Below are 18971 nucleotides of genomic sequence, written 5' to 3' on the forward strand. Positions count from 1 at the left end.
TCTGATTCAAGTTTTATAGTAGAAATAGCTTACTTACTCATAATCCCCTCTCACCAGATATGGAAAAAATATATACCATTTCATTATTGACACCCACTCATCAACTTAAATAGGAGTGGATGTCAAGTGGATTATGCTAATTCCCTCTGCCGTTGAACAGTCACAATATGGTCAGCTTTAGCGAGGAGATCGGCATTATGTGAAACAACAATCCACAAACCGGGCCAGCGCTCAGGTAAGGTAGACCACAAACGACGGGCCGTATCTGCATCTAATGACGAATCACAGTTATCAACGATATAAACGTCAGCAGGACGGCATAGCATCCGGGCCAGAGCCAAACGCTGACGCTGACCACCAGACAATTGCCCGGCATTGCCAGAATTAATGACAGTATCAAGCCCTTCGGGCAATTCATATGATCCGGGAATCAAACCCACTGCCTCTAAAGCCCGTGCCATGACATCATCGTTAATATCCGTATCACCCAATGCTAAGTTTTGTCTTACCGTTCCACCAAAAAAACCCGCTTTCTTTCTGGCATAACCAATACGTGGATTCCGCCACCAGTTTTCATTCCCCAACACTTCTCTGTTATTCCACAGCACACTGCCGGAACTGGATTTTTCCAAGCCAATCAAGTAGCGCAAAAAGGTAGTTTTACCCGCGCCAATATCACCAACAATGCCAATAATCTGATTAGCTGTTGCCTCAAACGAAACTGGGAACTGAGTATTTGAACAGGCAAGATGATTAACACTCAGCTTATGCAACGCCTCAACTTTCCCATCTTGCTCATATTCTTTGGTCTCTTTTTTATCTAGCAAAAGCTGTTTGATTCGCCCATAACACACATCAGCATTTTTGTAATAGGCAACAGCCCGGCCAAAGAAAAATATCTGTTCACTGATCCAGCCGATGTAGGTCAAAAATAATGCCAGATTACCTACGGTAAAACTGCCATCAACGATTCGTTTACTGACTATCAATAAAACCGCTGACGTTCCAAGTATCACAATATTTTTAAACAAACCAGAAAGCAGGTCAGTAAATACCTGATGTCTGGCTTGAATAGCCCGGCGACTGACAAATTTCTGCGACAATCTTTCAATCTGCCCCTCAATTTTGTTGCCAAGACGCAAATCGCGTATGCCCGTTAAAACATCAGTAATCTTGCCGGCAATATCTCCCTGGGATTGACGTTTACTCGCCTGTAAATTACCTACTTTGCGTTTAAGTATCGCCCCAATCCAAAGGCCCGCAATCATCGGCATAAGAGCAAGCGTGGTTATTGTGTCGGTGTTGATAAGCACAACTAATGCGATAATTAAAAGTAAGGCACGGTAGAGAAAATCAGAGGTCCAGCTCAAAAATTCCGCAATTTCATCACTGTCATCGCGAATGCGGTTCAAAAGATCACCTTGCGAAAAAGTATGTCTCTGATTATGGGAACAATGGCTCACGCCCCACAAAACGCGTTCTTTCAGGTAAGCACTGACTTTAAAGATCAGCGTAAAGTCCAGGCTTAATCCCAAAAAGAGAACCAATGATCGCAAGACCATAGTTGCAATCGCAGAGGCAAGCAGCCACCAGACCACAGGGTTAGCGGGTTCATTCATCGCTCTATCCAGTAACTGGCTGATCAAGTAACCAACCAATAGAGGAAAACCGTGCATAAGTGTCCACACAACCATAGTGATGAAATAGAGAGGCGCAAACCTTTTCATGAGGTCAATCAAGGCCGGCAACATTTTGGGTTTAGTTGATACACTGGATATAGTCATACAATGAGTCCATGATTGCTCGTTAATGTTGCGATTTCCGCTTCTGGAATTCGCTGTTGAATCCGTCCATCATCAACAATGATGATTTCATCAACGGCTGAAAGCGTGTGAAGACGGTGTGCGACCATCACTACGGTGCGATTGCGGCTTAATTTTTCAAGTAATTTCAGCCAACTCTCTTCAGTCCGGGGATCAAGTTGAGATGTTCCTTCATCAATAATCACCAGCGAACAATGCTGCAACATCACTCTGGCACCCGCTATCATCTGAATTTCACCTTCCGACAGCATCCGGCCATTAGTACCAACCTGCGTATCAAGGCCGTCAGGTAACGCCCTGGCCCATTCAAGCGCATCTAATTCCTGGAGAACCTCCCAAATTTGCTTGTCAGATATTTCATCACTGAATAGTGTTAAATTTTCTCGCAGCGTTGCAGAAAACAGATGAGAACGCTGACTAAGAACGGAAACCTTTTTTGCAAACTCTTCAGGTTTAATTGTTGAGACATCAATATTTCCAATGGTTACTCTTCCTGAGTCGGGTCGCGCAAATCCACACATCAAATTAAGAATGGTACTTTTTCCCGCTCCTGTTCTGCCGATAATGCCAATTTTGCTTCCCGGAGCAACGTAAAAATTAACACCATGCAAAACCTGTGCTTCTTCCCCATTATAACTAAAATCAACATTATTAAAATGGATAGAAAGAGGACCATCAGGCAACAAATTATCTGATGATTTACCTGACGTACCTTCATTTAACGTTTTCACCGCCAGTGATAAAGCAGCAAATAATTTCTGTATCAGCTCTATCTCTGATGACATATCCTCCACCGGCTCGCGAAGTTTATCAACGTAGAGATAAATCATGGTTAATGTACCGATGCTTAAGCTGTTCTCACCAAGTAATTGAAGCCCAAAACCAAAACCTATACCGAAACACAGTGCAAAGAAGAGCTGAGTAATTGGCCAGAACGCTCTGCCGCCAATATAAGCACTGCGTTCAAATTTGAGCAATACCGACAGCATCTTACGAAATGCAATGGCAGGCCAATGCGCCTGTGACAATGGCTGTAAATCATCCATAGCATGTAATGAATCCCCGATAAAACCAAAGATTCGGGCTTTTTCATTGCGTGCAATTAGCCAACGACGAACAGAAAGCCGGGTTAATTGAATTAATACATATGCCACCAGTACTACGACAATAGCCATAGCAATACCTGCCTGAGGCATGACGCTGAATATAATGATCAATGTACCCAGTGTCATCGCTAAATTAGCAATGGCCTTGAAACCCGCTTTAGAAATCGTTTTTCCTATAATGTCAGCATTACCTTCGATATTTTCCAGCAATTCTCCCTGTGATCTTCGTTCTATTTCCAATACCGGTAAAACTGTCATCACATGATGAAAGAGCTTGTATCTGATGGTATCGGCAATCCCCCAACCGGCCTTAGTGCTCATATAACTGGTCACCAGACTACCGATCACACCAATCGACGCGATAAAAATATAAATGATTGCCAGCATGATAAGTTGATCAGCAGTCGTTCCTGATGTCGCCTTATCAACGTAATTCCTGATAATATAAGGACCACTTAGATCACATGATAATGTCACTGCTAAAGCCAGAAAAGCACATACAACCGTTCCCTTAAATGGTACGGCGCTATGTAGCAGTATCCGCCATACAGTTAACTTCTTTGACATGATTTTTTCCATCTTTTGGTTATGGCACCTCAGTAAAATTAGGGATGTTATTCACAACATCGGGATTATTAATAACAGATCGATTACAGCAACCAGATCTTGTTCACAATTAGCAAAATGCAATTATCGCAAAATATCCGCATTTATCACTATCTGATTGAAGTCTTTATAAACACTATCACAAGAAAACAAAATTTATATCTTATTCTATAATGTCAATACCTTTGTTAGGTTATTTAACAACCTAACTGGAAGATATATCACCAATGTGAATAATAAATAACTGGCTCCAAGTCGTGAATCATAAGTAGAGGAAAAACCAGTAATAATCCCAACGAATTATAATGATTTCCACAAATATATAGCGATTATATAAATGAATTCCTATTCAATATTGACACATCTTGAATTGCCCACTATTTCAGCCAGTTATGACTAATAAGGCGGTAATCTACTCTATATTGAATTATCCATATTCACTATTTATATTATCGGATAATATTTGGTCACAAAAAACAAATGAAAGAATTATAACCAAGATGAATTTATGCCAGTAAAAGGGCCTTTCGGCCCAGGTAATCGTTTGCGTAATTAATCCAGAATAACACCGATACGGTGAGCCACCTCTTCATACGCTTCAATCAGGCCGCCAAGACTTTGGCGGAAACGATCTTTATCCATTTTGTCTAAAGTCTCTTTATCCCACAAACGGCTGCCATCAGGAGAGAATTCATCCCCCAAAACCACCTGCCCTTTAAACAAACCAAATTCCAGTTTGAAATCAACCAAAATCAAACCGGCATCATCAAACAATTTGCTCAATACTTCATTAGCCTTGTAGCTTAATCTTTTCATCTCAGCCAGATGTTCTTTGCTAACCCAGCCAAAAGTTTCACAATAAGACTCATTCACCATTGGATCGTGCATAGCATCATTTTTCAGAAACAGATCGAACAAAGGCGGATTCAATATTACACCTTCTTCAACACCAAGGCGCCTGACCAATGAACCCGCAGCCCGATTGCGAATAACACATTCAACTGGCACCATATCCAGATTTTTAACCAATACTTCGGTGTCTGATAACAGACATTCCATTTGTGTCGGGATACCCGCTTCTTCCAGTTTGCCCATGATGAAATAGTTAAATTTGTTATTCACCATCCCCTTGCGGTCAAACTGTTCAATACGTTCGCCATCCAATGCTGATGTATCATTACGGAACTCCAATACCAGCAAATCAGGATCATCCGTGGTGTACACCGTTTTTGCTTTCCCACGATACAACTCAGCTTTTTTCTGCATCTTATATACTCCAAAATATCACTACTGAATAAACGTCAGAGATAAATAATAAAGCAGATTGCTAACAAAATCCTGTTCAAAAGGTCGATTTTTTCTATCGTTATCGGGTTAGTCCACAAAACAAACTAATTTTTAGGCCAACAGCCTTCCTCTCATCCAATTAAAATAACCAGAATTATTACCTGCAAATAAAATTCCGTTTTTTGTGAATCCAAAAATTCTCTCAGGAAGCATTACTTGGTGCATTAACTATTACAACAAATATTGTGTCTGAAAGATAAGTATTATCTATGGATCTTATTGCAAACTCTAAATATGTTTAGACACCAGCTCTTCAAGGGACAGACTTTCAGGGAGAAATTATGGTGGGCGAAGTCTCTTAACATGGAGGTGAGTTCAAAATGCTGACTAAAAAGCCAGCACTTTAGCCTGCACTTTTAGTGGATGCCATGCAAAGCGTTTTCTGTAGTGACAGAAAGAGGAGTGAATTGACCCGCTCTTAATTCTGTCAGCGCATAGAGGAGGCGCCCCATCCGGCCATTGCCATCAGTGAAACCATGAAAACCAACGACAGCCGCAAAGAGTTGTTTCCCAATCTGAGGATCTTCCTTATCCAAAATTTCCAGATGACGTGCCAGTAACGCCGCACCACCTATACTGGAAGGAAGGCTCCCTCCGCTGATTGCTGGACCACGATAATCACGCTCTATGTTTGGAACCAACCTATGATGAAGCTCCTTAAGATTTTGGCTATCCGTTAAATCCTTTCCGTTATGGGTGTATTCCTTCAGTAGCGCCGTGAAGTTACTCCATTCATTACCACCTGAAGTGGATGCCTTGAGAATCCAAGCGGCTGCCCTGTCAACATCATCAGTTAACTTGCCTGGATTATAAAAATCTTCAGAAAGGGTTTCCGCGTAAATACCTTGGTTAAGATCTTGGCCTTTTATTGCCTCTTGATGACGCTGGGCCGCCAGCAAATTCTTTTCTTCCATCATCAAAATTGGCTCCAGACTAGCGACAGCGCCAGAAGCCGAAGGTTGCTTACGTAATTGTTCAAAGCTGACAAAAGACTGCTCAGGGGCAACCAGTTTACTGGTCAGTTGAGCTGTTGCCTGGTGTCCCATTAGCTCCTGTAATTTTTTACCCGTTTCTGTATTCAGTAGTGACTCTGACATAGCACGCTGTAGCAAAAGAGAATGTTCAGCCAACATTGCTTCCGTCATTTTATGGGTATCTGCTGTTTTTAATCTCTCCAGCACTTGTTCCGATGTCTGTAAACTACCATCCTTAAACAACATACGGGCATGGCTGACCGAGTCTGTACTCTGGAGACGCTGTTGTTGCGCCCCCTCTGTAGAAAAGAGGGTTTTAGTCGCCTCTTTAGCTACGGAAGCACCACTGCCACTTAAGAAAAATTTACTTATTCCTTCCAAGAAACGGGCAAAGTGATCACTTTTTGGGTGCGTACGCAAAACCTGTTGCAGATCTGCATTAATATGATATTCACGACCAGCAATTTGCAGTTTACCTTCATTACGAACCTGCTCTTGTATTTGCATTGGGGCATTTTGTAATACAGCAAGATTCTTAAACTCGATCATAAATCATTCTCCTGTCATAAGATGATTGTAGGGTATTTTTCTGTGATAGTGATGTTGGAAATTCATTTATCCAGGTAATAAATTCAGACAATTTATCTTCCAACTTATTGGCCGTTAAGTGTTGTATGGTTAATATTCTATACGCAACAACTCCAAGTTCCTGATGCCAGCCAATACCCGGCATCTGACTATTTAATGGATTAAGGGCTGTATTGAGTAAATAACGAAGGGTATCAGCATCCGCTGAGTCTGGAAGTTCCATATTTATCTGACCAATGATAGCTAAATGTTCCTCCTGGTGACGCAAGATAATAGGTATAGCGTTATCGACCAATAAGAAACAATTCCCCTCTTTATCAAAGGAGAGTTTACTCATACCCAGCTTTGCTGCCAGCTCAGTCAGTAATATATCAGTTAGATAATCGTTCATAGTGGAGAAGGAAGCCCAATTATTTTGATAACAGGATTTTAAGCTTTCGGAAATAGGATGACTGTCAGATCTAGTCTGTCTTTTGTATATAAACAACCCATATTGATAGTCGAGTCAGTTTTACAGATCAGATGATGTTTAAGAACCCATTCTTCAAAGGACACCCTTGAGAGAGAATTGCGGTGGAAGAACTCCTCTTAGCATAGAAGATAAGCTCATTTTTCATGCGGGCTTTTATGAGATCAAAGTGCTGACTAAGAAACCAGCACTTTGTTAACAGAGGGGGCAATTCATTTCGCCCCTTTATTTATCTATAATCCTGTCGTTTGGCTGAAAGCAGCTTTTAATGCTGCAACCAGCTCATCATTTTGTGACTGGGTCAACGGCTTACCTTTATCGCTAATAAACTGCAAGCTACTCCGGTTATTCAAATCACCCACCTGTAATTTGTAATCACCTTCGATGATGGAAGGTTCATTAACCCCCATTGATTTCCAATCTGATGCGCTAAGACCTTTATAAGTTACAGCGATAGAACCCGTTGAACGGCTGCGGCTACCCATTTTCATACCCACTTTTTCCAGCGCTGCCGGTAACCTATCCCAGACGATATTATATGGCGCACGAACAATCATCTGAGGTAAACCAGAAGTATCTCCGCCACTCTGTATATCTAATGGCCCCAAATTGCGGGCTGCCATATTATCGGTAATCCGTTCACGCTGCTGGTTCACACCTTCGATCAACTCATTGAGCATCAGTGCGTTATAACGTTGGGTTTCGATAGGATCAGTTATGGGTTGATCGCCTTGTCTCAGACCTTCATTGGTAACTGATAATTCAACCTGATAACTCTGGTGTGCAACACTGATACGATAGCGAGCCTGATATGGAACGTTTTCATCTGCACGTGGCCATTCAATCCAGTCGGTTGTCAATGCCTGACCAGCATCATCGCGCTGACTAACGTTGTAACCTTTTTTCAGCAGAACATAATTAATCTGCGACCACAGGTTGCTATTTTCAGACGTGTTTTCAAGCAGCAATTTACTGCTCTTCACACTATTTTCAGCACGGGAGCCACTCAACAGGGCCAATGCCTGCGATGGTGGACGAATATCAAGCTCTTTGCCAACCTGTCCTTTAGATACTGTTGGTGGAATATCATATTCACCATTCTGTAATGGCAATATCATACCCGCAGGAACATTCAGCGCTTTCAGAGGAGGTGTTTCAAGATACGTGTCATCATCATTGACCTGGCGCTTATAACTTTGGTCACCAGAACACGCTGCCAATAACACTACCAGTGACATACCAGCAGCCTTCATCACCTTTGATTTTTGCAACAATATTGCCATTAAAATTCCCTAAATTTTACAGTAATCCAGCCGTTTTCAAGGCTTTTTCGACTGAGACTTTTCCTGCATCCGTCAATGGTGTCATCGGCAGACGCAGCGTGTCATCAGCAATCAGCCCCAGTTTGTAACATACCCATTTGACTGGAATGGGGTTAGGTTCAACAAATAGTTGATGGTGTAAATCCATCAGGCGGTTATTCAGTTTACGCGCTTCCGCAAACTGGCCACTCAGTGCCAACTTACAAAATTTAGCCACCTCAGCAGCCGCAATATTTGCAGTAACAGAAATTACCCCTTTACCACCAAGCTGAATAAAATCCAACCCACTTGCATCATCACCACTCAACAAGATAAAGCTATCATCATTAACTAACTCTTGGATTTGGCTGACACGACTTAAGTTCCCTGTCGCTTCTTTAATTGCGACAATATTTTTAATCTTCGCCAAACGAGCTACAGTTGGCGGCAGCAAATCACATCCTGTACGGGAGGGCACATTATACAGAATTTGTGGCAAATCAGTATTTTCAGCGATCGTTTTAAAATGCTGATATAAACCTTCCTGCGATGGCTTATTATAATAAGGCGTTACCGTCAGGCAACCAACAACACCACTGTTTTCAAAACGTTTCGTCAGAGATATTGCCTCAGCAGTCGCATTTGCACCTGTTCCGGCGATGACCGGAATACGTCCGTCAGCCAGTTCCACCGTTGTCAAAACAACATCACCGTGCTCATCGTGACTCAATGTGGCAGACTCTCCGGTTGTTCCTACCGAGACGATCGCTGATGTACCACTGGCAACATGGTAATCAATTAACTTTTTCAAACTAGTCTTATCAACGCGACCATTCGCGTCCATTGGTGTTACCAGCGCAACAATACTGCCTGTAAATTCAAAGCTCCCGCTAGACATTACATACCCCCCTATACAAACAAGAGTTCAATGGTACTTTCTAGTCATACAGAAGGAAACTATTTAAACAGGATTTCAATGAATTTTGTTAATACCGGATAACCTCTGTTAAAAAGAAGTAATAACCGGAGTAATTTATTGAAATTCAAAGGCAGGGAATGAGAACAATAGAGCAACTTTGATACGATTGACCTTGGCAGTATACCCTTTTTGTGTTTACCTTAAATAAACCACAGCAGAGAAGGAAAAGTGACTTTGCCACAATCAGAACAACATTTTCTCGTTATAACCGCTTTAGGCGCTGACCGTCCTGGTATCGTCAACACGATCACTCGTCTTGTGAGTGAATGTGGTTGTAACATTGAAGACAGCCGCTTAGCGATGTTTGGTGAGGAATTCACCTTTATTATGCTGCTTTCCGGTAGCTGGAACGCTATCACCATGATTGAATCCTCACTGCCACAGAAAGGAGCCGAATTGGATCTTCTTCTCGTCATGAAACGTACAAGATGTGATGAACATACAACATTTCCTTCCACTGTTTCCGTCAAGGTTGATGTTGATGATTCACCCGGTATTGTTGAACAGTTTACCAATCTGTTTACCACGCAGGATTTTAATATTGCTGAACTGGTATCAAAAACACAGCCACCAGAAGATGGTATCCCTGCCCGGCTACAAATCCAGATTACCGCTCATAGTCTATTAGATGATGACGGCATAATTATTAAGCAAGCGTTTAATAAGCTATGTACAGATCTAAATGCACAAGGCAGTATTAGTATTCTTGAACCACTTTAGCAGAAAGATTAAACGGAGAATACGTGATGAGCCCATTGAAAGCCGGTGATAAGGCCCCTCAATTCAGCCTTCCTGACCAAGATGGAGAAACAATCAACTTGTCTGATTTCGAAGGTCAGCGTGTTTTAGTTTATTTTTACCCTAAAGCAATGACTCCTGGTTGTACTGTACAAGCCTGTGGTCTGCGCGATGAAATGGATACATTAAAGGGATCAGGTGTTGAGGTATTGGGTATCAGTACCGATAACCCAAGTAAACTGTCACGCTTTGTGGAGAAAGAAATGCTGAACTTCACATTGTTGTCCGATGAGGATCATCAAATTGCTGAGCAATTTGGTGTTTGGGGCGAGAAACAGTTTATGGGGAAAACCTATGATGGTATTCACCGTATCAGTTTCCTGATTGATACCAAAGGTAATATTGAGCACGTTTTTGATAAATTTAAGACCAGTGATCACCATCAGATAGTGGTGGATTATCTGAAACAACATCCTTAATAAAAACCGCTAAAAAATTAATCGTATTTCATTCAGCAACTCAAGATACCTGGAGTAAGTACGGGAAAGAAATTCCTATCCTGTACTTACTCTAATAACAAGTAACCGGCATTAACTCAGAAATAAATACAAAGGCCATTTTCATATTAAAAACAGATTTATTCTTTTATTTCATCGTCTTCTGTTATAACTATCTCCTCCGGCCATGCATGAATAACGGCTTTAATCAGCGTCGCCAGCGGAATAGCAAAAAATACCCCCCAAAATCCCCATAAGCCACCAAAAGTAATCACAGAAAGAATAATCACCAGTGGATGCAAGTTTACTGCCTCAGAGAACAAAATCGGCACCAGTAAATTGCCATCCAGCCCCTGAATAACCAGATAAGCAATAATCAAGGTCCAGAAATCTGTCCCGACTCCCCATTGAAATAAAGCAACCAGTACAACAGGAATAGTGACAATCACTGCTCCCACATAAGGAATTAACACCGACAGCCCAACCAAGACAGCAAGCAGTAATGAATAATCTAACCCAAGAAATGCAAATACAGCATAAGTACAGATACCAACAATCACCATTTCCGTGACTTTACCACGAATATAGTTAGTGATTTGCTGATTCATCTCGCGCCATACCTGCCCGGCTAAAATGCGGTTACGTGGCAAAACCCGTTGTAACGCTTGCAGCATCTGGTTTTTGTCTTTCAGCAGGAAAAAGGCCATTAGTGGCACAAGAATCAGGTAGATAGCCAATGTCAGCAAACCAATCAATGAAGCTACCGAAAACTTCACCACAGATTCTCCGGCAGTTGAAATCTTACTGCGCAGATTTTCCGCCATCATATCAATGATGCCGGCATCAACCAAAGCCGGGTAACGGGTCGGTAATGTTTGAGCATATTCATTAAACCGGTTAAGCATATTAGGCATATCTGACAACAGATTAATTCCCTGCTGCCATGCCGTTGGCGCCACAATCAGAATAACCAGCAAGCTGATCCCGGAAAAAATAATCACCACAATGCAAACAGCCACTGTCCGTGAACATCCCAGTTTTTCAAGTTGGGCCGTTGGCCATTCCAATAAATAAGCGAGAACAATCGCCACCAGTAATGGCGTTAAAATGCCATGTAAAAAATAAATAATGCAAAACCCTACCAGGAGGATGACAAACAACGCAATAACTTGCGGATCAGTAAACCGACGGCGATACCACTGTATAATCATATCCAGCATTGACCAGGCTCCTTGATAGCAATATTCATGTTTCTATTTTTCTTGAAAATTGTACTAATTGGTTAATTTTAAGGTACCCTTGTTCATCATACACGCATTATCTAAAACGATGGCCAAATGAGATCATTTTTGTTTTATGAAAATAATGTCTAAACAATCCCTGACAGCAATATTGATCAGTACATTATTGCTAATAAGTCCCCCTGTTCTCAGCACCTCTATTGAAGACTCATTGCCGGATATAGGTACCACGGCAGGTTCAACCCTGAGTATCAATCAGGAACTGTCAATGGGCGATTTTTACGTCCGCCAGATGCGTGACAACGTTCCACTGATTTATGACCCATTATTGACGCAATATATCAACACCCTTGGACAAAGGTTGGTAGCTAATGCAGATTCAGTTAAAACACCTTTTCATTTTTATCTGATCAATAACCCGAATATCAACGCTTACGCTTTCTTTGGCGGTAACGTCGTACTCCATGCCGCACTTTTTCGTTATAGCCGTAATGAAAGCGAGCTGGCATCCGTTATAGCCCACGAAATTTCCCACGTCACTCAGCGCCATCTGGCTCGAATGATGGAAGATCAGCAGCGTACAGCACCACTGGCCTGGGCAAGTGCTCTGGGTTCTATCCTGTTGATAATGGCTAACCCACAAGCAGGAATGGCGGCACTCAGCGGAACGCTTGCCGGGATACAACAAGGTATGATCAGCTTTACTCAATCCAATGAGCAGGAAGCTGACCGCATTGGCATGCAGACGCTACGCAAAGCGGGTTTTGATCCTCAAGGCATGCCGGATTTTATGCAGATCCTGGCAGATCAGACCCGTTACAGTTCCAAACCACCAGAGATGTTGCTGACTCACCCATTACCCGACAGCCGCCTTGCTGATGCCCGTAACCGCGCTAACCAATATCCCGCCAAGCGTGTTCCACAATCTCAAGATTTTCTGTTTGCCAGAGTCCGTATTATGGGAATGTACACTACGGAGCAGCGCGGCTATCTGGAACAAATTTTAGAAAATTACCGTAAAGGCACAGCTAAAGAGCAACTCGCCGCCGCTTATGGACAAGCAATCTTATTTTCTCAGGATAAAAAATACGCTGAGGCACGGGCTATTCTGGAACCATTATTAGCAAAACAACCAGATAACCTCTGGTTTATTGACACGATGACCGATATTGATATTGAACAGAACCGAACGGCTCAGGCTATCACCCGATTACAAAACGCCTTACAGAAACAAAAAGACAATTTGGTCTTACAGATTAATCTGGCAAATGCGCTCATTCGCGCAAAGCAATACCCGCAGGCTGCAAAGCTGCTCTACCGTTATACGTTCAATAATCCTGATGATCCAAACGGTTGGCACCTGATGAGGGAAGCCGCCGCCCAACAAGGCAAACGCCATGAAGAATTATCAGCGTATGCTGAAGAAATGGCACTTCATGGTCAGTTTGACAATGCCATTAAATACCTCAGCAATGCCAGCGCACTGGTAAAATTAGGCAGTTACGATCAAGAACGTTATGATGCCCGTATCGATCAGTTACGCCAGCTACAACAGCGTTACAATCAATACCAACGTTAAGGAACTTTCATGCAACAGGTGATCATTTATCATAACCCCCGCTGCTCCAAAAGCCGTGAAACTTTGGCTCTTATTGAAGAGCAAGGCATTAAGCCGCAGATTATTCTCTATCTGGAGGTCCCTCCCACGATAGAGCAATTATCTGTTCTGTTAAAACAGCTTGGTTTTCATGATGCGCGCCAGTTGATGCGAACTAAAGAAGATCTATACAAAGAGTTGAATCTGGCCGATGAAAAACTCACTCAACACGATCTACTGAAAGTGATGGTTGCCAATCCTAAACTGATTGAGCGCCCTATTGTCGTTTGTGGTGATAAAGCCAGGCTTGGGCGCCCACCAGAACAAGTAAAAGAAATTCTTGGCTAATCGGGTAGATATGATGATGGTGAAATCACCATCATCGTCAAAGATGCAGAATATCCTTCACAAATGGAATCGTCAGCTTGCGCTGGGCAACTATCGAAGCATGATCTAACTGATTCAAGGTCATAAACAGCGTCCGCATTTCTCTGTCTAATCTTTTCAGTAAGAAGCGCCCCACATCTTCCGGCAACTCAAACCCACGTAATTTTGCACGCAGTTGCAAAGCCTGTAATTTCTCATCATCGGAAAGTGGTTGTAATTTATAAATTTGCCCCCAGTCCAGACGGGAAGCCAAATCAGGTAACCTAAGATCAATCTGACGAGGTGGACGATCGCCACTGATAAGCAAACAAGTGCGACCGATTTCCAGAATGCGATTATAAAGATTAAACATCGCCATTTCCCACTCTTCATCACCAGCAATACATTCGATATTATCGATACAAACCAGTGATAAGTGTTCCATGCCATCAAGCACTTCAGGAATAAAATAGGCACGTTTATCCAGCGGAACATAGCCCACAGCTTCATCTTTCAGGGACAATTCAGCACATGCGGCATGCAACAAATGACTTCGCCCCCCACTATCACGGGACCAAAAATAAATATAGCTGCCATGCGGCTGATTAATGGCCAATTTGATTGCAGCTAACAGGGTGGCGTTTTCCCCCGGAAAGAAACTGGCAAAAGTTTCATCATCGGGAAGATATAAAGGTAATGAAAGCTGCGATGGTGTGTTCAGAAGCACCTCAAACAGAGCAGGTAACAAGCGCAAACAAGTTTATCACAGAAAATAGTTGTAAATGAACTGTATAGATAAATAATAAAAAAACTATTTTTTGGATTCAATAAGTTAAACCCATTTTCAACCTCCCCCTTAAATGCACAATATTTCTTCATAATACAGAACAACCTGCAAGCACCAGTGAAATATTCTGAATGCGAAAACAGGAAAGCGCTAAGTTTTTAATTTTATGCTATCTAAGAGAAAATAGTCAGATGGTGAGATTTGTCAGTTTTCAGAAGGATCAATGTAATAATTCTTTACTGATAACAAAAAGGCGATGATAGTGGTAATCCTTCTCATGGCCCCAACAATAATCAGCCCAAGTTACATAGAAATCATCCCATGATGTAAGCTTCGGCATTAACCATATCTGCTACGCAGTGTATTAGCGAAATAATAAATAATCAACGTCCGGTTGACGTAAAAATGAGCAACCCACTATTTTCATGAAATAAGAAATCCCTCTGCAACGCCCGGTACAACCTAACATTTTCACGCTATGTTCAATACAAATAAAGATCACATTCTATCGCTATTCCTCACACTATTCTGATTAATATGCTAACAAAATCGCAACAAATTTAACATAAGTGCTAATCTTAATAAGAAGTGGGTGCGCTCTGATTTACCGCCTACCGTGATTATCAACTGACATAATAAACAGGAAGCTGAATAATGAAAAAAATCCTATTGTGTTGCTCTGCTGGCATGTCCACCAGCATACTGGTACAACGTATGCAGGCAGAAGTGACAAAACGAGCATTGAACATTGAGATCAAGGCCGCCTCTACCATCGAATTAAAACATCTGATAACCGATGCCGACATTGTTTTACTTGGCCCGCAAGTAAGACATCAGCTGGCTCATTTTTCCGCTATCGCCAAACCACTCGGCAAGCCGATAGACATTATTGACATGATGGATTACGGCGCTCTCCGTGGTGACAAAGTTCTCGATAAGGCACTAAGCCTGTTGGAATAATTAACTTCATCATCAATACGGAGGGCCCTATGAGCCTCTATACTGCTTTCATACGCGTCGTAGAAAGCCATATTGTCCCGCTTGCAGGACGAATCGGTAACCAGCGACATATTAGTGCAATACGTGACGGCTTTATCTCAGCCATGCCATTTTTGCTCATCGGCAGTATCATGTTAATTGCGGCAAACCCACCATTTGATGCACAAACTTCATCCTCATTTGGTCAAGTTTGGTTGTCCTTTGCTAAAACTCACTGGGACACCATCACCATGCCTTACTTTATGACCATGGGATTAATGAGCATATTTGTTTCGGTCGGAACGGCCTACAGCCTGGCTAAATCCTACGGTCTGGATGGATTAACTTCTGCTTTACTGTCACTAATGGCGTTTTTATTAGCGGCCGCACCACAAATCGAAAACAAAATAGCACTCGATTTTCTCGGAGGAGCCGGTGTATTCACCTCATTGATTTGCGCTATCTGGTCAGTTGAACTGGCGCGTTTATTAAAAAAATATAACATCACCATCCGTATGCCGGCACAAGTACCACCGGCGATCGCCCGTTCTTTTGAGCTTTTGTATCCGGTCACCGGTATCCTGTTGACGGTTTACCCGATCAGTTTGTTCTTACAGAGTGAATTCAATCTGCTCATTCCTGCCGCCGTCATGCAGATTTTCCAACCCCTCATTTCCGTCGGTGACACACTGCCAGCCATTATGCTGGCAGCGCTGATAGCCAATCTACTGTGGTTCGCCGGTATTCACGGCGCCAACATTGTTACTGTCCTGTTGAGCCCCATATTTATGGCAAATATTGCCACCAACGCCTCATTAATGGCTCAAGGGGCTGCGGCAACCCAAATTCTCACTGATCCATACTGGTCATTTTATGTCTGTCTTGGTGGCTCCGGCTCCACCCTGGCTCTGGCTATTCTTTACCTACGCAGCCGTTCTATACACTTGCGTACTATCGGAAAACTGAGCGCAGTTCCGGCTATGTTCAACATTAACGAACCGCTGTTATTTGGTTCACCGATTGTTATGAATCCAACCCTATTAATTCCACTATTGGTTGTGCCATTGATCAATGCAATCTTGTCTTACAGCACCCTGCATCTCGATCTGGTGCATAAAATGGTCGTTATCTCTCCCTGGACTACACCGGCACCATTCGGTGCAATGCTTTCCGCCGCCTGGGATTACCGTGCGGCAGTGCTGATTATCGTACTGATGATAATCGATCTATTTATCTGGTATCCCTTCTTCAAAGTTTATGAAAAACAATTAATCAATGAAGAAAATAAGCAGCAAGAAGAGACGATACCCACCAACGTAGAAACTCAATCTTAGCCATAATCTTCGGAGGATTTATACATGGATTTGGAACAAACTATTGTCGAACTACTGGTTCATGCCGGGAGCGCACGCAGCCATGCGCTGATGGCATTACAACATGCCAGAAATGGTGACTTTCACGCTTCACAAACACTGATGACTGAATCCCAACAGGCAATCAAGAAGGCGCATGCCATTCAGACCACTCTAATCGGGTTAGATGAAGGTGGTGGTAAATTGCCTGTCAATCTGATCACTATACATGCACAGGATCATTTGATGAACGCGATGGTTATTCAGGATCTTGCCGGCGATATGATTGAACTCTACCGCCGGATACCATCGCGGGAGGAAAAAATATGAAACAGATCAAAATAACCGTTATCGGCGGCGGTAGCAGCTACACACCTGAGTTAGTAGAAGGACTCATTCTGCGCAACAAAAGCATGCCACTCTCTGAACTGGCATTAGTTGACATTGATGGTGGAAAACAGAAAGTAGAAATTATCGCTGCACTTACCCGTCGTATGTTGGCCCGTCATGGCCTGGAACACGTTATTATCAGCGTACATTTCACACCAGATAATGCAATTCGCGGCGCCAGTTTTATTTTAACTCAATTGCGTGTCGGCCAGCTTCCGGCGCGTGCTATGGATGAACGTCTGGGGCTGAAATACGGTTTAATCGGTCAGGAAACGACAGGCGTAGGTGGATTTGCCAAAGCGTTACGTACCATCCCCGTTTTGCTGGATATCGCCCGTAAAGTTGAACAACTTGCGCCAGATGCATGGATTGTTAACTTCACTAACCCGGCAGGGATCGTCACCGAAGCGGTTTCCCGTTACAGCAAGGCAAAAATAATCGGCCTGTGTAATGTCCCGGTCACCATGCACCATATGATTGCCAATATGCTGCAACACCCTTATCAAGATGTGCAATTACGTTTTGCAGGGCTTAATCACATGGTTTGGGTACACCAGGTACTGGTTTCAGGGCGGGATGAAACGCATCGGGTACTTGATATGTTATGCAACGGTGTAGCATTAACCATGAATAACATTAAAGAATCCCCCTGGCCCCCGCCATTACTCAGAGCATTAGGCGCAATCCCCTGCCCTTATCACCGTTACTTCTATCAGACCCACAGCATGTTGCAGGAAGAGCGCGAAGCCGCTGCCAAACAAGGCACACGGGCAGAACAAGTCATGAAAGTAGAGCAGGAGCTGTTTGAACTGTATGCCGATCCAGACCTTGCTCACAAACCAGAACAGCTCAGTTTCCGCGGCGGTTCATTCTATTCTGAAGTTGCACTGGATCTGATGTGCGCTATTCACAACAATCTTGGCAGCCAGCTGGTGGTTAATACCCCTAACCACGGTGCTATCCGTGGCCTGCCGGACGATGCCGTCATTGAAACCAACTGTATCATTAATGCAGAGGGCGCCCACCCGCTGACATTTGGCCGCCTGCCTGACAGTATGTACTCTCTGACCCAACAGATAAAAACCTTCGAGCGTTTAACGATTGAAGCAGCGGTTCATGGCGATCGCAACGCTGCACTGCGGGCATTGATCACCAACCCACTGGTTGCCGATGTAGATATTGCTTCACCGCTTTTGGATGACGTATTGGCGATAAATCGTGATTACCTGCCGCAATTTTAATGAATAATCTGCACCTGGTTGAATAACCTGAAACCAGAACGAGCATAAAATTAAAGAGATATCAGTTATTAGTCACTAAAAGACTAATACTGATATCCTTTAATCGTAACTGACCTTGTGACCTCTTTTTTTGCGGCGTAACACGCATTTATTTCTCCTGCTAAGTTTGAACAGGAAAGTCTGCATTATAATACTGCTATGAAATCAATTGATTGAAGAATACTGAAAATATAAAGTTTCAACATGTTGAAACTTTGGGAAAACCTATGCCTTTTAAAATAGAAAACCTCGGATATGGCGAAGCACATATCAGACTTTGAGGTGTCTAGCGTGGAATACACCTTGATTATAATGGAAATTATCTCAAAGGGGGATTCTTCTGTCGTTCTGCCTGAAAATTACAGACTCGACCGGGGCAGTTGCTTTGAAGTTTCATTTGATGCAAAAAACAATTTAGATAATAACACGCTATTTGAGAGGTACCCGACAAATAACCATCATCAGATGATAGGAATTATGTCCGAAGTTGAAAGGTTGATTAATGAGCATATAATGCGGTTAGTCCTAGTGGATACATTTTGCTAGCCGCAG

General features: G+C 42.8%; 17 protein-coding genes. 8 read left to right on the forward strand and 9 right to left on the reverse strand.

The genetic code is table 11. From position 1 onward, the window contains the following. Window positions 1-131: 131 nt before the first annotated feature. The 7 genes from C5470_RS05955 to dapA all read right to left on the reverse strand — a co-directional run bounded on the left by C5470_RS05955 (window position 132) and on the right by dapA (window position 9112). The gene (locus C5470_RS05955; protein ID WP_166286768.1) at window positions 132-1784 is read right to left on the reverse strand and encodes an ATP-binding cassette domain-containing protein; all 1653 of its coding nucleotides are present in this window, start codon (window positions 1782-1784) and stop codon (window positions 132-134) included. After that, window positions 1781-3496, reverse strand: a complete 1716-nt coding sequence (locus C5470_RS05960) for an ABC transporter ATP-binding protein (protein ID WP_242687819.1) — start codon at window positions 3494-3496, stop codon at window positions 1781-1783. The genes C5470_RS05955 and C5470_RS05960 overlap by 4 nt, the downstream gene beginning before the upstream one ends. 591 nt (window positions 3497-4087) lie before the next feature. Then, window positions 4088-4801, reverse strand: coding sequence for a phosphoribosylaminoimidazolesuccinocarboxamide synthase (gene purC, locus C5470_RS05965; RefSeq protein WP_166286772.1), 714 nt, complete (start codon window positions 4799-4801; stop codon window positions 4088-4090). A gap of 437 nt (window positions 4802-5238) precedes the next feature. Beyond that, complete coding sequence (locus tag C5470_RS05970; protein ID WP_166286774.1) at window positions 5239-6405, reverse strand: VopS family T3SS effector adenosine monophosphate-protein transferase; 1167 nt, start codon at window positions 6403-6405, stop codon at window positions 5239-5241. Next, the gene (locus C5470_RS05975) at window positions 6392-6835 is read right to left on the reverse strand and encodes a type III secretion system chaperone (protein ID WP_166286776.1); all 444 of its coding nucleotides are present in this window, start codon (window positions 6833-6835) and stop codon (window positions 6392-6394) included. Before C5470_RS05975 ends, C5470_RS05970 begins: the two co-directional genes overlap by 14 nt. A 311-nt stretch (window positions 6836-7146) precedes the next feature. Next, entirely contained in the window at window positions 7147-8196 is a 1050-nt protein-coding gene (gene bamC, locus C5470_RS05980) for an outer membrane protein assembly factor BamC (RefSeq protein ID WP_166286778.1), read from the reverse strand. Between the two features lie 16 nt (window positions 8197-8212). Next, window positions 8213-9112, reverse strand: a complete 900-nt coding sequence (dapA, locus tag C5470_RS05985) for a 4-hydroxy-tetrahydrodipicolinate synthase (protein ID WP_166286780.1) — start codon at window positions 9110-9112, stop codon at window positions 8213-8215. Between the two features lie 255 nt (window positions 9113-9367). Between dapA and C5470_RS05990 the strand changes: the two genes are divergently transcribed. Together C5470_RS05990 and bcp are read left to right on the forward strand one after the other, a co-directional pair. Beyond that, window positions 9368-9913 carry a glycine cleavage system transcriptional repressor gene (locus C5470_RS05990; protein WP_166286782.1) on the forward strand — a complete coding sequence of 182 codons (546 nt, stop codon included), beginning with the start codon at window positions 9368-9370 and terminating at the stop codon, window positions 9911-9913. A gap of 26 nt (window positions 9914-9939) precedes the next feature. Further along, on the forward strand, window positions 9940-10410 hold the full coding sequence (bcp, locus tag C5470_RS05995) for a thioredoxin-dependent thiol peroxidase (protein ID WP_036849350.1): 471 nt from the start codon (window positions 9940-9942) through the stop codon (window positions 10408-10410). A 158-nt stretch (window positions 10411-10568) separates the two neighbouring features. On the opposite strand, the gene C5470_RS06000 is transcribed toward bcp, so the two are convergent. After that, window positions 10569-11648 (reverse strand): AI-2E family transporter, encoded by a 1080-nt coding sequence (locus C5470_RS06000; protein WP_166286784.1) that lies wholly within the window; start codon window positions 11646-11648, stop codon window positions 10569-10571. 136 nt (window positions 11649-11784) lie between these two features. Between C5470_RS06000 and bepA the strand changes: the two genes are divergently transcribed. Beyond that, entirely contained in the window at window positions 11785-13248 is a 1464-nt protein-coding gene (bepA, locus tag C5470_RS06005; protein ID WP_166286786.1) for a beta-barrel assembly-enhancing protease, read from the forward strand. A gap of 9 nt (window positions 13249-13257) precedes the next feature. Then, window positions 13258-13614, forward strand: a complete 357-nt coding sequence (gene arsC, locus C5470_RS06010; protein ID WP_036849345.1) for an arsenate reductase (glutaredoxin) — start codon at window positions 13258-13260, stop codon at window positions 13612-13614. A gap of 37 nt (window positions 13615-13651) precedes the next feature. Here arsC and hda read toward each other — a convergent pair whose 3' ends face one another. Further along, window positions 13652-14359, reverse strand: coding sequence for a DnaA inactivator Hda (gene hda / locus C5470_RS06015; protein ID WP_036849598.1), 708 nt, complete (start codon window positions 14357-14359; stop codon window positions 13652-13654). Between the two features lie 714 nt (window positions 14360-15073). Here hda and C5470_RS06020 point away from each other — a divergent pair. The 4 genes from C5470_RS06020 to C5470_RS06035 are packed head-to-tail and all read left to right on the forward strand — an operon-like array spanning window position 15074 to window position 18380. After that, window positions 15074-15379, forward strand: a complete 306-nt coding sequence (locus tag C5470_RS06020; RefSeq protein ID WP_166286788.1) for a PTS sugar transporter subunit IIB — start codon at window positions 15074-15076, stop codon at window positions 15377-15379. A 29-nt stretch (window positions 15380-15408) separates the two neighbouring features. Continuing rightward, on the forward strand, window positions 15409-16731 hold the full coding sequence (locus tag C5470_RS06025) for a PTS sugar transporter subunit IIC (RefSeq protein ID WP_166286790.1): 1323 nt from the start codon (window positions 15409-15411) through the stop codon (window positions 16729-16731). Window positions 16732-16755: 24 nt separating this feature from the next. Beyond that, complete coding sequence (locus C5470_RS06030) at window positions 16756-17079, forward strand: PTS lactose/cellobiose transporter subunit IIA (RefSeq protein WP_166286792.1); 324 nt, start codon at window positions 16756-16758, stop codon at window positions 17077-17079. Beyond that, a complete protein-coding gene (locus C5470_RS06035) occupies window positions 17076-18380 on the forward strand; it encodes a 6-phospho-beta-glucosidase (RefSeq protein ID WP_166286794.1) in 1305 nt (434 codons plus the stop codon). Before C5470_RS06030 ends, C5470_RS06035 begins: the two co-directional genes overlap by 4 nt. Window positions 18381-18971 lie beyond the last annotated feature (591 nt).

Source organism: Photorhabdus stackebrandtii, from assembly GCF_011189495.1.
Classification (GTDB): domain Bacteria; phylum Pseudomonadota; class Gammaproteobacteria; order Enterobacterales; family Enterobacteriaceae; genus Photorhabdus; species Photorhabdus khanii.